General features: G+C 46.8%; 11 protein-coding genes and 1 pseudogene. 3 read left to right on the top strand and 9 right to left on the bottom strand.

The window, feature by feature from the left end:
• Positions 1-37 precede the first annotated feature (37 nt).
• The 5 genes and pseudogenes from HMPREF9140_RS10840 to HMPREF9140_RS06010 form a co-directional block, all read right to left on the bottom strand.
• A pseudogene (locus HMPREF9140_RS10840) lies at positions 38-210 on the bottom strand (cell filamentation protein Fic); the annotation flags it as partial.
• A 10-nt stretch (positions 211-220) separates the two neighbouring features.
• Entirely contained in the window at positions 221-427 is a 207-nt protein-coding gene (locus tag HMPREF9140_RS05995) for a helix-turn-helix domain-containing protein (protein WP_006952591.1), read from the bottom strand.
• Between the two features lie 101 nt (positions 428-528).
• A complete protein-coding gene (locus tag HMPREF9140_RS06000) occupies positions 529-1,191 on the bottom strand; it encodes a hypothetical protein (protein ID WP_006952593.1) in 663 nt (220 codons plus the stop codon).
• Positions 1,178-2,113 (bottom strand): relaxase/mobilization nuclease domain-containing protein, encoded by a 936-nt coding sequence (locus HMPREF9140_RS06005; protein ID WP_006952595.1) that lies wholly within the window; start codon positions 2,111-2,113, stop codon positions 1,178-1,180. The genes HMPREF9140_RS06000 and HMPREF9140_RS06005 overlap by 14 nt, the downstream gene beginning before the upstream one ends.
• On the bottom strand, positions 2,110-2,463 hold the full coding sequence (locus HMPREF9140_RS06010) for a plasmid mobilization protein (protein WP_006952596.1): 354 nt from the start codon (positions 2,461-2,463) through the stop codon (positions 2,110-2,112). The genes HMPREF9140_RS06005 and HMPREF9140_RS06010 overlap by 4 nt, the downstream gene beginning before the upstream one ends.
• 607 nt (positions 2,464-3,070) lie before the next feature.
• Between HMPREF9140_RS06010 and HMPREF9140_RS06020 the strand changes: the two genes are divergently transcribed.
• The 3 genes from HMPREF9140_RS06020 (at position 3,071) to HMPREF9140_RS06030 (ending at position 5,553) form a co-directional block, all read left to right on the top strand.
• Positions 3,071-4,504 carry a leucine-rich repeat protein gene (locus HMPREF9140_RS06020; protein ID WP_238300962.1) on the top strand — a complete coding sequence of 478 codons (1,434 nt, stop codon included), beginning with the start codon at positions 3,071-3,073 and terminating at the stop codon, positions 4,502-4,504.
• A gap of 43 nt (positions 4,505-4,547) precedes the next feature.
• Positions 4,548-4,742, top strand: a complete 195-nt coding sequence (locus HMPREF9140_RS06025) for a hypothetical protein (protein ID WP_006952600.1) — start codon at positions 4,548-4,550, stop codon at positions 4,740-4,742.
• 400 nt (positions 4,743-5,142) lie between these two features.
• Entirely contained in the window at positions 5,143-5,553 is a 411-nt protein-coding gene (locus HMPREF9140_RS06030; RefSeq protein ID WP_006952602.1) for an HU family DNA-binding protein, read from the top strand.
• A 111-nt stretch (positions 5,554-5,664) separates the two neighbouring features.
• On the opposite strand, the gene HMPREF9140_RS06035 is transcribed toward HMPREF9140_RS06030, so the two are convergent.
• From HMPREF9140_RS06035 to HMPREF9140_RS06050, 4 genes are all read right to left on the bottom strand, one after another.
• The gene (locus HMPREF9140_RS06035; protein ID WP_006952604.1) at positions 5,665-6,255 is read right to left on the bottom strand and encodes a hypothetical protein; all 591 of its coding nucleotides are present in this window, start codon (positions 6,253-6,255) and stop codon (positions 5,665-5,667) included.
• An 80-nt stretch (positions 6,256-6,335) separates the two neighbouring features.
• A complete protein-coding gene (gene dnaK, locus HMPREF9140_RS06040) occupies positions 6,336-8,255 on the bottom strand; it encodes a molecular chaperone DnaK (protein ID WP_006952606.1) in 1,920 nt (639 codons plus the stop codon).
• A 127-nt stretch (positions 8,256-8,382) separates the two neighbouring features.
• Positions 8,383-10,287 carry a 4-hydroxy-3-methylbut-2-en-1-yl diphosphate synthase gene (locus HMPREF9140_RS06045; protein ID WP_025073419.1) on the bottom strand — a complete coding sequence of 635 codons (1,905 nt, stop codon included), beginning with the start codon at positions 10,285-10,287 and terminating at the stop codon, positions 8,383-8,385.
• A gap of 199 nt (positions 10,288-10,486) precedes the next feature.
• Complete coding sequence (locus tag HMPREF9140_RS06050) at positions 10,487-12,907, bottom strand: ATP-dependent helicase (RefSeq protein ID WP_006952615.1); 2,421 nt, start codon at positions 12,905-12,907, stop codon at positions 10,487-10,489.
• Positions 12,908-12,917: the final 10 nt, after the last annotated feature.

Raw genomic sequence — 12,917 nt, forward strand, 5'->3', positions numbered from 1 at the left:
TACCTTCATAGTATCCCCTAATTCATCAAAATGCTTAATCTGCCACACGTAGTTTTCTATCAGAGGGCTTCAAACTTGAAGCCGTGGCACTCACGAGTTCAACATTTTCTTGCTTCAACTTCCTTTTCAACCATCGCCAATAACCGCCCTCACCTCACGGTCATTGAAGAAGCGGATTGATTTCTTATGTTGTTCTTTATGCTCTGCCATAATAAAAGCATTACTCATCTGGGGTATTAATCAATTCTTTTGGATTGACTTGTAAGATCTCTGCTATCTGAAATAGCAATTCGAGGCTTGGCTGGCGACGATTACAAACATATGAGTTCACTATCGTAAAACTCTTGCCAATCTTCCCGGCAAGCCATGTCTGCTTAATCCCTTTTTCGGTAAGCACCTCTTTAATTCGATTGGTTGGACTTTCCATAAATACTATATGATTATTTGCAAATATAGTAAATTTTCTTGTATAAGAAATAAAAAAGAGGAGATATTTTCTCCTCTTTCAAAAGTTTTATATCCACAATCCTATTTGTTCTTCTTGTTTTGTAGATTATTCTGCATCAAACTATCCGCCTTTTGCTTCAATTCCATGTCATAATCATCGGCTCTTTTCTTGATTAGTTTGATAATCTTTTCATTGCGATGAATGTCAAACACATCGTTGAGCCATAGGATATCCTTTGAGCTGCAACCTCGCCACACTCTGATGATACGGAACTTCAAGGCATCGTCTTTGTATTGCCGTTTACTTTGCCACAAGAAATAATTGCCGACCAAAGAAACAAAACAGAGAACAGAACCTGCCACCACGGTAGTAAAGACTTTCGAGGACTTAATGTCAAAGCTGTGCCTATGGATATGCTCTTGTTGCTTTGGATGTTCTTTCTGTTCCTGCCACTCGTGTAACATAGTCAGGACGTTTGCCACCAATTTGTCAATGGACTTAGCTTCTTCATCCTTGATACGCATTTGCACATCAACATGCTTGTTAATTACATCTTTCATCCGTTGCTCATACTGGTTGAGCAATTCTTGTTCCTGTTGTTCGTCACGTTGTACGGTTGTAGATGGAATAGGGAGAGAAACAGGACTGTTCTCCTTTTCTTTCAGTTCCTTTAGTTCCCTGTAAATTGTCTCCAACTTGTTCTTGATTTCCTCAAAGAGGACGAATGTATTATTGTCTGCCATAATTATAAATGTATTTTACGTTTTTCTTTTTCTTCTTTTTATCGAGTGTGTTGTAAACTTCCGCAGGGACAGTGCCATGAGTCTGAAACAATCCCAATCCTCCTTCGATGAGGTCGTTTGCAAGTCCGCTCGTAACACTTGCAACATTAGATATGAGGTTTAGTGTTCCTTGCATCTGTTGTTCGTGTTCCCTGTTATTCTGGTACAAGGCAAAGTCTATTTTAGAATAGCTGAAATTCCTATCCACTTTAGAGCCATTGAAATGATAGCCATTCTTTTCAAAGATGATACCCTGCACTTCCTGTGAGTTGCCTTTGTACTTAAAGAGGACATCAATCCCTTCTCTCTCCAAATGAACAAGTAACGCTTTCCAATCCCTGCACCGAGCTATTTCTGTTTTCAACGCCTGATAGATTTCATACTTGGTTTTATCGGGTTCTTTCAAGCGGTGTTCCTTGACCTTCTCCTTGCCACCAGCAAAGTATAAACCGTATTTGGCAGTCAATTCTTTGCAAATCTTCTCACTTTTGAACCTGTCGTTACAGTCAGAGATAGTCTTGCCGTTGTTATCTATCCGATTGAAAGCGATATGTACATGAGGGTGTTCTTTGTCAAAGTGGCGCCCGATGATATACTGCGTATCTTTTATTCCCATCTTCTCCATATACTCACGAGCCGTCTGTACCATGAACTCGTTGCTTAATCTGGAAGAATCCTGCACAGAGAAACTCAGAGAGATATGTCCGACAACCTTTCCCACTCTTGGATTCAGTTCCGTTTGGTCAATAAAGCTCTGAACAATATGCTTGATACTGTCTGTTCTCACTCCAGAACTATCAATGAGTTCCGTTCCTTTCTTTGGGTCAAGGATGTAATTAATAACCCCCTTGAAGCCCGAACCTTTCATTATCTTGGCAATCATTTTCGTATCAAGTTTAAGATTTCGTCAATCTTGCCAATGATGATTTTGTGGAAAGGAGCAACGACATGAAACCCATCCGCATTGGCACGATGTGTCAACTGATTGAGATTATTTGCCATACCACACAGTTTGCGAATGAAGTCTGCTTGCTCTACGGTCAGTCGTTCAATGACATTTCCTTTATCAAGAACTTTTCTTGCAAACTCACTCATGGTTACTCCTGCGCTCTTGGCTTTACCTTTAAGCGTATAATAATCCTGCGTATTCAGTTTTACCGTGATACGGTATTTCTTCTTTTCGGCTGCGCCTTTCGTCGGGCGACCGCCATTGTTGTATTCTGATTTAGTCATATTTGTTCCTTTTTATTAGTTTGATGGAGACCAGCGGGATAATCCTCTGCAACGACTGTCAGGAGGTGGAGCAAGTGGTTTTGGTATGCCCAAAACATGAACTTGCTACTCTGAAAAACAGATCATACGGAGAATTCTTTTCTGATTATTTGGCAGTTCGGAAAGATTGTGTTATCTTTGCCGCCGTGAAACGTAAGAGTGTTATCAATAGCAAGATGATACGAGGCACAATGAACAATAGACAAGGTGCAACGAACAATAAACAAGGCACAATGAATAATAGACAAGGCATAATGAGCAATAGACATGGTGTAATGCCGAGGCAGAAAGGCGAGAACTTTTCTGTTATTTTTGTGCCCGATTATTTGGTTGTTCCAAATAATTTGCTAACACACACACACACACACACACACACATTCGCACCTAGCGTCTAACTACACATTTTTCACTTTCGCTTACGCGCGCGCGAAGCGTGTCGTAACCCCTATAGGCAAAGGGCTCCGAGGAGTTCCCTTTGTTCGCTTTTTTATGCCCTTTTGCCAACCTCGGCAAGAGGGAAATAACAACGAGTTTAATGTATGTATTCAGTAACAAAAACAACAAAAGAATGAAACGAATTTTGATAGTATGTTGTGCCGTTTTCATCGCGTTGGCTGCGCGGGCACAAAGTTTCAGTTGGACTGACGCTGCCGGTGCAACGTTCGACATCACAATAACAGATGCCGCAAACAAATATGCCAAGGTCACTCACGGCGAGGCTGCTACAGGTGCAACAGAAATCACAGTTCCAGGCAGTGTGCAATATAACGGTGACACCTACACCGTGACAGACGTGGCAGGACGAGTAACAAACATAAAAGGTCAATATTCTCCGGTTGGACTTAAAAAAGTTATCTTGTCAGAGGGAATAAAGATTGTCAGGTCCTATAGTACATATCTTGCCAAGGACGTAGAAGACATTGTTTTCCCCTCTACCTTAGAAGTGATAGAGCAGGAAGCTTGCACCTTTTTATCTTTAAAGAATATAGACCTTTCTCATACAAGACTTAGGTTTATTGGTGCTCAAGTATTTAATGCTGCCTGGGGACGTGGAACGATAGAAAGCATTAAGTTTCCACAAACATTACGACGAATAGATGGCGGTATAATGATGGATGGCAACCCTCCTTTAAAAGATATGGTATTGCCTGCACAACTTGACACAATTGCTTATTCAACATTTTTGGGTTTAGCGCAGTTGGAAACTTTAACTTTCGAGAAACCAACACCGGCACTGCTTTACATAGAGAATCCACTCAACCCTTCGGAAGGTCCTTACGACCTATTCCAAGAAAACACAAACTTGCAAAAAATATATGTACCCGTAGATGCCGCCAAAGCCTATATGGATGCCCCATGGTGGGCACTTCCTGCCAGCAAATATCGCGAGAAGTTAATCATTGGCTCAAACGGCTACTCCACGTATTACTTGGAGAACGAGAACTTTAAAGTTCCCGCGGGCTGCACCGCCTACATCATCACCGACGTTCAGCCGGGTGCAACTGCTGCCGCCCCCTACAAAGCCATGACGCAGAGCATTGCCGCAGGCAGCATCATTCCCAAGCAAACGGGATTTATATTGCAAGGAACGGCAGGCAGCACCGTGGAATACGAAGCCAATGTAACGGGCACCGAGGTGAGCGTGTCGAATAACCTGCTCGTGGGCACAGCCACCGAGGCGAAAGTGGGCGACGACGGCACGAACAAATACTACCTCTTCGGGCACAAAGGCACCAATCAGGGTTTCTATTGGCAGACGGGCACGGGCGGCGAATACGTCAACCTGAAAGCTCATAAGGCGGCGTTGAAAGTAGCGAAATCGCAGGTGGGATATGCCAAATCGTTCGTTATCGATTTTGAAGACACCACGACCGGCATCCGCAACATCGATAACACTACACCGCAGAAAAACGACATCATCTACGACCTGCAAGGCAGACGCGTAACCAATCCCACACGCGGCATCTACATCGTGAATGGGAAAAAGAGGGTGTTTAATTGAGAACCGCTGATTGAGAATTAAGAACATAAACACAGAGTGTGCAATGACAACAAAAAGAACATATATAGCCCCCGAAATTCGGGTAATTCCATTAGGCTTGGGCAACGAAGTGATGCAACACTTTAATGTTACATCCGACACCATTAACGAGGGTGACGCCAAGGGCGGATTTTTTGACGAAGAGGAGGACGATGCCGACGAACAGGGCTTTGTGAACTACTCGCCGTGGGAGGATTGAAAGGCTGTTTGCCAAACGGAGGACGGCTGAAAACGTAGAGAATCAATCATTTTTAATTCATATAATTTCATTAACCCGTTGGAATGAAGCAGAAGAGGAAAGCCCAAAAGGTGGACGGTAGAGTTAAGCTGTTGCAATGAAGATAAATATCGCCCTATAGGCATGTAAAATCAATAAGCAGGAAGAACTTAAATAGAAGTGGGAAATGAGGTATAATACAGGTAGCAGAGGAGAGATAGTAGGAGTCCTGTCCTACTCCTTATATACATCCTCCTCTACCCCTTATATACATCCTCCCCTACTCCTTATATACATACAGAGGCACTCCTTATATAACTCCAAAGCGGAGTGTAAAAGGGATATATTTCTAACTACAAACAACTAATTAAATTAAACAGTTATGGTAAAATTTAAAGTTATCGAGCGACTGATGAAGATTGGTCCGCTCAAGGGTAAAAAAGGCTATGGTGCTGCGCCTAAGGCACAAGAGAAGTTTTCGCAAAGCTGGCTTATACAGCGCATTGTGCGCGAAACGTCGCTAAGCGAGGGCGATGTGCGCAACGTGCTTATAACGCTGCGCAACATTATTATCGAGGTGGTTACGCTGGGCGGCGCGCTCGACCTTGGCGACATCTTCTCGCTGCGCGTCTCTATGCCCTCGACGTTTATCGAGAAAGAGGAAGACGTTACTTCAAAAGTGTTGAAAAAGCCGGGCATTATCGTAACGTGGAAAGACAACATCCGGCAAGCACTCAAAAACATAGAGGTTGAGGTGGATAATCCGAAACGGAAAGGAAAGAAAGAAGGCTAAGCCAAAGCCTTAGAAAGGTGAAAAATTGAAAAGGTGAAAAGGTGAAAAGATGCTAAGCCACACGGGCGGGCATGCTTTTCACCCTTTCAGTTATTTAAAGAGTAGATATACTTAGCTAAGCATTGACCAAATAGCAGGATTGGCTATGATGTTTGCAAGAATATTCGAAGCCACATTCTCGCCAAACGATTTGATTTTATCAATGAGTTTAGGCTTAGCTTTTTCTAAGTCACCCTTAGCTTCTTCTACGACTTGCTTTATTTCCTTTAACTGGCTTACAGAAAGTTGGTCTTCAAGTGCTTTTATGAGTATCTCAATGGATTGTTGTTGAGACTGCTGCTGCGATTGGGTATTAGTGTTGCTTATATTGTTACTTATGTTGATACTCTTTGTTACCTTACTTGTCTTTACCTTCTCTATGGCCTCAGGATATTCTAAGAAAGCTTCAAGAATTGCCAACAACTCCTGTTGTTGCTGAAGGGTCGTCGTCCTCTTACTAGTACTCTTAAATTCTTCTATATCTTTATCGTTTGGGAAATGAGTCCTTAAAAAGCGAGTCGTTCTTGCGACCCATTTAACATATTTCTCTTCATCAAGAGTGTTATAAAACGGAAACATACTGTGACTGTTTCTTAATCGAGTTGTTCTTTTGCTCTGCTCCTCGATAAGAGCTTCTAAAGCTGTTCTAACTTTTCCTTTCATTATGGTTTTAATAGAGAGTTTAGTAAAACAATAATCGCAACAATCCTTTCGGACTGCTGCGATTACTATAATGTTTATTCTTATTTGACTTCCTCAAAGTCGGCGTCTTGGACGGTGTCGTCAGGGTTGGTACCTTGCGATTGATTGTCGGCAGCACCGCCTTGGAAGCCTTGACCGGCGTTGGGATCGGGCTGTGCACCGCCTTGATACATCTGTTGGCTGGCGGCCTGCATCACCGTGTTGAGGTTGTTGATGGCAGCGTCGATGGCGGCAACGTCGGCAGCCTTGTGAGCATCTTTAAGCTGCTGAAGAGCACTTTCGATGCCTGGCTTTTGGTCGGCAGGAATCTTGTCGCCGTTATCTTTCAAGAAGTTCTCGGTGGTGAAAATCATCGAGTCGGCTTGGTTCAGCTTGTCAATCTTTTCACGCTCGGCCTTGTCGGAAGCAGCGTTTTGCTCGGCTTCGGCCTTCATGCGATCGATTTCCTCCTTGCTTAATCCGCTGCTGGCCTCAATGCGAATCTTCTGCTCTTTACCCGTTGCCTTGTCCTTGGCAGAGACGTTGAGAATACCGTTGGCATCGATGTCGAACGTTACTTCAATCTGCGGAACGCCACGGCGAGCCGGTGCGATACCTTCGAGGTTGAACTGCCCGATGCTCTTGTTTTGCGATGCCATGGGGCGCTCGCCCTGCAGCACGTGGATGGTAACGGCCGTTTGATTATCTACCGCGGTAGAGAATGTTTCGCTCTTCTTGGTAGGAATGGTGGTGTTGGCATCAATCAGCTTGGTCATCACGCCGCCCATGGTTTCGATACCGAGCGTCAACGGGGTTACGTCGAGCAACACAATGTCGCCCACACCGCTCTCTTTGTTGAGGATGGCACCTTGGATGGCTGCACCCACGGCTACCACTTCGTCAGGGTTAACACCCTTCGAGGGCTCTTTGCCAAAGTAATTTTTTACCAATGTCTGTACGGCGGGGATACGACTCGAACCACCTACGAGGATTACCTCATCGATGTCGGATGTCTGCAACTTAGCATCGCGCATGGCGTTCTGACAGGGAACGAGACAAGCTTGTATCAAGTCGTGTGCCAACTGCTCGAACTGTGCACGCGTCAAAGTCTTTACCAAGTGTTTGGGAACACCACCTTCTGCCGAGATATAGGGCAGGTTAATTTCGGTAGACGTAGTGCTTGACAACTCGATCTTCGCCTTTTCGGCAGCCTCTTTCAAGCGTTGCATGGCCATGGGGTCCTTTGTCAGGTCAATGCCTTCGTCAGCTTTAAAGCCATCGGCCAGCCATTTGATAATCACTTGGTCGAAATCGTCACCACCAAGGTGGGTGTCGCCGTTGGTAGAAAGCACTTCAAACACGCCGCCGCCGAACTCAAGGATAGAGATATCGAACGTTCCGCCACCAAGGTCGAACACGGCAATCTTCATATCTTTATTACCCTTATCTACACCGTATGCCAAAGCAGCCGCAGTAGGCTCGTTAACGATACGCTGCACGTTGAGACCTGCAATCTGACCGGCTTCTTTAGTTGCCTGTCGTTGCGAGTCGGAGAAGTAAGCCGGAACGGTAATCACAGCGTCGGTTACTTCTTGTCCGAGATAATCCTCGGCAGTTTTCTTCATCTTCTGAAGTATCATCGCTGAGATTTCTTGCGGTGTGTACTTGCGTCCTTCAATGTCAATACGCGGCTGTCCGTTCTCGTCTATCACGGTGTAAGGCATGCTTTCAGCCTCTTTACGGCATTGTTCGTAGGTTTCGCCCATGAAACGTTTAATCGAGTAAACCGTGTTCTTGGGGTTGGTGATGGCCTGACGTTTAGCAGGATCACCCACCTTACGTTCACCGTCTTTCACAAATCCTACCACCGATGGTGTGGTGCGTTTGCCTTCGCTGTTGGCGATTACCACCGGTTCGTTTCCTTCAAATACTGAGACACAACTGTTGGTTGTTCCCAAGTCTATTCCAATAATTTTTCCCATAGTTTATGATGTTTTGTTTGTTATTCGTTTGTTGTATTTATGAACAGCTTTGGCGAATGGTTAGGCCGTGCTGTTCGGCCTAGATAAAAACAAAGCATATGCCAGCGACAAGTGGTGTGACACGATGTCAGGCAGGGGAATTAGGGGAATTAGAGGAATTAATGAGTTCAAGAAGACGTTCAACAGCTTCGGATTCGGGAATATTTCGGACAACGCATTCCTTACGGTGGTAGAGATTGACCTTTCCCGGGCCGGCGCCAACATAACCGAAATCGGCATCGGCCATCTCTCCCGGTCCGTTCACGATGCAACCCATTATACCAATCTTGAGGCCTTTCATGTGCTTAGTGGCTTCCTTTATGCGGGCTATTGTGGTGCGGAGGTCGTAGAGAGTGCGACCGCATCCGGGACAGGAGATATATTCCGTTTTGACCATTCGTAGTCGAGCGGCCTGAAGGATTCCGAACGCAGTTTGTTCGATGTCGGACGGCGGCAGGTCACCTTGATTCATAAGCCAGATTCCATCGGCCAGTCCGTCAAGCATCAACGCGCCCATATCGGCTGCCGTTTCGAGTTGGAATGCGTCTTTCGGAGTTAGTCCGGGCGATGTTTTCTCGGTTAACGAGTGGTTATACATTCCGGCGAAGACGATAGGGTTAGCAAGTTTAGTTTCCATGATTTCGTGGGCTAACGCACGACAATCGCCTGTGGGATTCTGGTGTGTACTGGTGCAAACCACCACAACTTCGGGGTGATATTTGAGACAGGCCAGATATTCGTCTGCCGGAGTGCCGAAGCGCAGTACCAAGAACTTCATCGACGCCTTAACCGCTCCGATGAATGGAATTGCAGAGGCGGGGAAGATGGGATAGACGGCATTTTCTTCGGGCAGATTGCCGGCCGATGCGAGTTCGGCGTAGGCGTCGAAGTCGAGGATGTAGCTCGTATCGGGCTGTAGAACAGTTGGCAGAGAGCTACGGGCGTAGATGTAATCAGCATGCGGTAGCGAGGGGTCAGCTTTGTGCGAGTTTGCGGCGTTTGTTATCACGACGGGTGGATTATCGCCCCCGACATTGCCGACTGGTGTAGTTTTGCGCCGTTCTGGATTGAGATAATTGAATGTTTCGCACTGATGTCCGGGGATGATGATGTGTGCCTGTCTTCGTCGGATGTGCCGAACCAGATGTCGGGCCACGGGAATCTCGCATTCGGGTTCTTCGCTGAGCGACACGCGGATTGTATCGCCTATTCCGTCGGAAAGGAGGGCGCCGATGCCCAGTGCGCTCTTTATTCTTCCATCTTCGCCTTCTCCGGCTTCGGTTACTCCAAGGTGGAGGGGATAGCTCATTCCCGCCTTGTCCATCTCGGCAACAAGCAGGCGAACAGACTGTACCATGACCACCGTGTTCGATGCTTTTATGGAAATAACCACATTTGCGAAGTCGTGCTTCCTGAAAATGCGCAGAAATTCCATGCAACTTTCAACGATGCCCACCGGCGTATCGCCATAACGCGACATAATTCTGTCGGAAAGACTACCATGGTTCACGCCGATGCGCACTGCCGTACCGTTTTGCTTGCAGATGTCGATGAACTGCACGAGTCGAGCTTCGAGTTTCTGGAGTTCGCGAGAATATTCCTCGTCGGTATAGTCGATTTGCTTGAAAGTTCGTCCGGGGTCGACATAATTTCCCGGGTTGATTCTAACTTTTTCGGCATATAGCGCGGCTACGTCGGCCACATTCGCATTGAAATGCACATCGGCGCAGATGGGTGTGGTATAACCGTCGGCACGCAGTTGGGCGATTATGTTTCGCAGGTTTTCGGCCTCGCGCCGTCCTTGGGTTGTTAATCTAACGAGCTCGCCCCCAGCATCTACTATTCGTTCTGTTTGGGCTGTGCTGGCCTCGGTGTCGTCGGTCGATGTGGTTGTCATCGACTGGATGCGTACGGGGTTGTCGCCCCCGATGTCGAGGCATCCCACGTGGACAACGGAGGTTTTGCGGCGCGAAAAATTAAATAAGTCTATCATCATTATGTTGTTTTACTTTTTGTGCGTAGGTAGTTGCGACAATGGGCACAGAAACCAATAGTTTCTAATCGTCCCTACGAAAACCCCAAGGGATTTGGCGGTCCTTTCATCAGGAGAACAGAAACCTATAGGGGTTTTGCTTGTCCTTTTGCCGGGAGAACGAAAATACGATTGTATTCGGGCATTCTCTCACCGGGGACTAAAGGATTCTGAACTTGGCGAATTTCAACAGAAGGGTTTTCCTGCCAACATTCCGAAAATCGATGGTGGCACGGGCATTTTCGCCTATACCTTCGAGAGTTTCGACGATGCCGACGCCGAATCGCTGATGCTCGATTCTCTTCCCGACAGCCAGGCCATCGGTGCGCGGAATATTATTCTTGGATGAAGCTGCTGATTGATACGAAGAGCCGCCATCCGACGAGGATATTCTTCTAAACGAAGAGCTTCTTTCGGCGGCCAAACGGGCGCGAGTGCGTGGCGATAGCGGGTCGATGGGCGTTTCGGATTCGCTGGGGGAGGTTATCTTCGGCCTCGGGTCGGCTTTGAACTGTGAGCCCACGGGGTTGGCGTTCTGCCATCGACCGAAGCTGCGCGATTGGCCGTATCCGCCCCACTCTACTTGATCGGCAAACGAATTTACTTCTACTTCTCCATCAATAAATTCAGGGGCAATATCGCGTAGGAATCTGCTGGGAGTACAAAACTGCGGCTTACCATATTGATAGCGATTCTTCGCATTAGTTAGAAAACAATGGCGCTCGGCCCGGGTGATGGCAACGTAGAGCAAGCGACGCTCCTCTTCGAGCTGGTTCATGGAATGGGTGGCCATGATGCTGGGGAAAAGATTCTCTTCGAGCCCGACAACAAAAACGGTCGGAAATTCTAATCCCTTGGCGGCATGAATAGTCATGAGCGTCACTCGCGGTTCGTTATCATCTTTTTTGTCGAGGTCGGAATATAGCGCCACCTCCTGGAGATAATTCTCGAGATAGATTTGCGACGTCCGGCCCTCTTCTGTTGCCGTTTCAACAAACTCTTGGAGTGCGGCCATGAGAGCCTCGAGATTTTCCTGTCGGGCAATGTCTTCCTGCTCTCTACCTTGCTTTATATCGGCCTCCATTCCCGTGCCGAAAATGATTTTCCGTGCAAGAGTGAATGCGTCCTCCTCGTCCTTACAGGCAATGAACTCGTTTATCATGTCGCGGAAGGCTGTGAGTTTTGCAACGATTGCCCCACTCAGTCCGATGACTTCAGGATGGGCAATTGCATCCCAAAAACTGGTTTGATTCTCCATGGCCATGCTGGCGATTTTTGCGATGGTCGCGGCGCCAATTCCACGAGCAGGATAGTTTATTACTCTCCTGATGGCCTCCTCGTCGTGAGGGTTGATAATGAGTCGGAAGTAGGCAATTGCATCTTTGATTTCTTTACGTTGATAAAACGAAAGGCCGCCGTAGATTCTGTAGGGAATATCTCTACGTCGAAACTCCTCTTCAAACGTTCTACTTTGAGCGTTTGTTCGGTAGAGTATAGCAAAGTCAGCATAGGTTCCACCCTCTGTTTGTCTGATTCGTTCTATTTGGGATGTTACGACGGCCGCTTCTTCTTTATCGCTGTAGCAAGGTTTATAGACAACCCGTTCTCCATCGTCGTTTTCCGAATATACATCCTTCGGAATCTGTCGCCGGTTGTGTTTCATGAGCGAATTGGCGGCCTCGACGATTTTGCGGGTCGAACGATAGTTGCGCTCCAGCTTGAAAAGCTTTGCCTGGGAGTGTTGCTCGCGGAAGGAAAGGATGTTGTCGATATTTGCCCCGCGGAACGAGTAGATGCTTTGATAGTCGTCGCCCACGACGCATATCTTTCCCTGGTGCGATGAAATCTGATTGAGAATGGAAACCTGGGCGAAGTTGGTGTCTTGATATTCGTCGACGAGGATGTATTCAAAAGCCCGAGCATATTTATTTTTCACCTCCTCGTTATCGCGAAACAGCAGGAAAGTATTCAGCAAAAGGTCGTCGAAATCCATCGCATTAGCCTGTCTGCATCGTGCCTGATAGGTTTGAAATATTTGCCACAGCGCACCGATATTACTTTTCAAGTCGCGCTGAATTGCGTCGCGGTCGGCAGCATAAGCCTCGGCAGTTACGAGATTATTCTTCGCCATTGAAATGCGCGAGTAAATGGCGGCCGGCTTGTAAAGCTTATCATCGAGCGCCATTCCCTTTATAATATTCTTCAGCAGCGAGCGCGAATCGGCCTCATCGTATATCGTAAAGTCTCGCCCGAAGCCGATGTGCTCTGCCTCGATTCGCAATATTCTGGCAAACACGGAGTGGAATGTTCCCATGAATAACTGTCGAGCCGACTCATAGTTTATCAAATTAGCCACGCGGTCCTTCATTTCGCGTGCCGCCTTATTCGTAAACGTAAGCGCAAGAATATTCCAGGGTTTCATTCCCTGTTCGAGCAAATAGGCAATCTTATAGGTTAGCACACGGGTTTTTCCGGAACCGGCCCCGGCGATAACCAGCGACGGACCGTCGTTATACATCACCGCCTCGCGCTGCATGTCGTTTAGTTCATTGAGTAGGGATGAGTTGTGTTGTTTTTCCATTGTCTGTGAT

It is taken from the genome of Prevotella micans F0438 (assembly GCF_000243035.1).
Taxonomy (GTDB): domain Bacteria; phylum Bacteroidota; class Bacteroidia; order Bacteroidales; family Bacteroidaceae; genus Prevotella; species Prevotella micans.

Bases quoted from the DNA above. Each gene is read 5' to 3' on its own strand.
- HMPREF9140_RS05995 (WP_006952591.1), bottom strand. From the start codon at position 427: ATGGAAAGTCCAACCAATCGAATTAAAGAGGTGCTTACCGAAAAAGGG.
- HMPREF9140_RS06000 (WP_006952593.1), bottom strand. From the start codon at position 1,191: ATGGCAGACAATAATACATTCGTCCTCTTTGAGGAAATCAAGAACAAG.
- HMPREF9140_RS06005 (WP_006952595.1), bottom strand. From the start codon at position 2,113: ATGATTGCCAAGATAATGAAAGGTTCGGGCTTCAAGGGGGTTATTAAT.
- HMPREF9140_RS06010 (WP_006952596.1), bottom strand. From the start codon at position 2,463: ATGACTAAATCAGAATACAACAATGGCGGTCGCCCGACGAAAGGCGCA.
- HMPREF9140_RS06020 (WP_238300962.1), top strand. From the start codon at position 3,071: ATGAAACGAATTTTGATAGTATGTTGTGCCGTTTTCATCGCGTTGGCT.
- HMPREF9140_RS06025 (WP_006952600.1), top strand. From the start codon at position 4,548: ATGACAACAAAAAGAACATATATAGCCCCCGAAATTCGGGTAATTCCA.
- HMPREF9140_RS06030 (WP_006952602.1), top strand. From the start codon at position 5,143: ATGGTAAAATTTAAAGTTATCGAGCGACTGATGAAGATTGGTCCGCTC.
- HMPREF9140_RS06035 (WP_006952604.1), bottom strand. From the start codon at position 6,255: ATGAAAGGAAAAGTTAGAACAGCTTTAGAAGCTCTTATCGAGGAGCAG.
- dnaK (WP_006952606.1), bottom strand. From the start codon at position 8,255: ATGGGAAAAATTATTGGAATAGACTTGGGAACAACCAACAGTTGTGTC.
- HMPREF9140_RS06045 (WP_025073419.1), bottom strand. From the start codon at position 10,287: ATGATAGACTTATTTAATTTTTCGCGCCGCAAAACCTCCGTTGTCCAC.
- HMPREF9140_RS06050 (WP_006952615.1), bottom strand. From the start codon at position 12,907: ATGGAAAAACAACACAACTCATCCCTACTCAATGAACTAAACGACATG.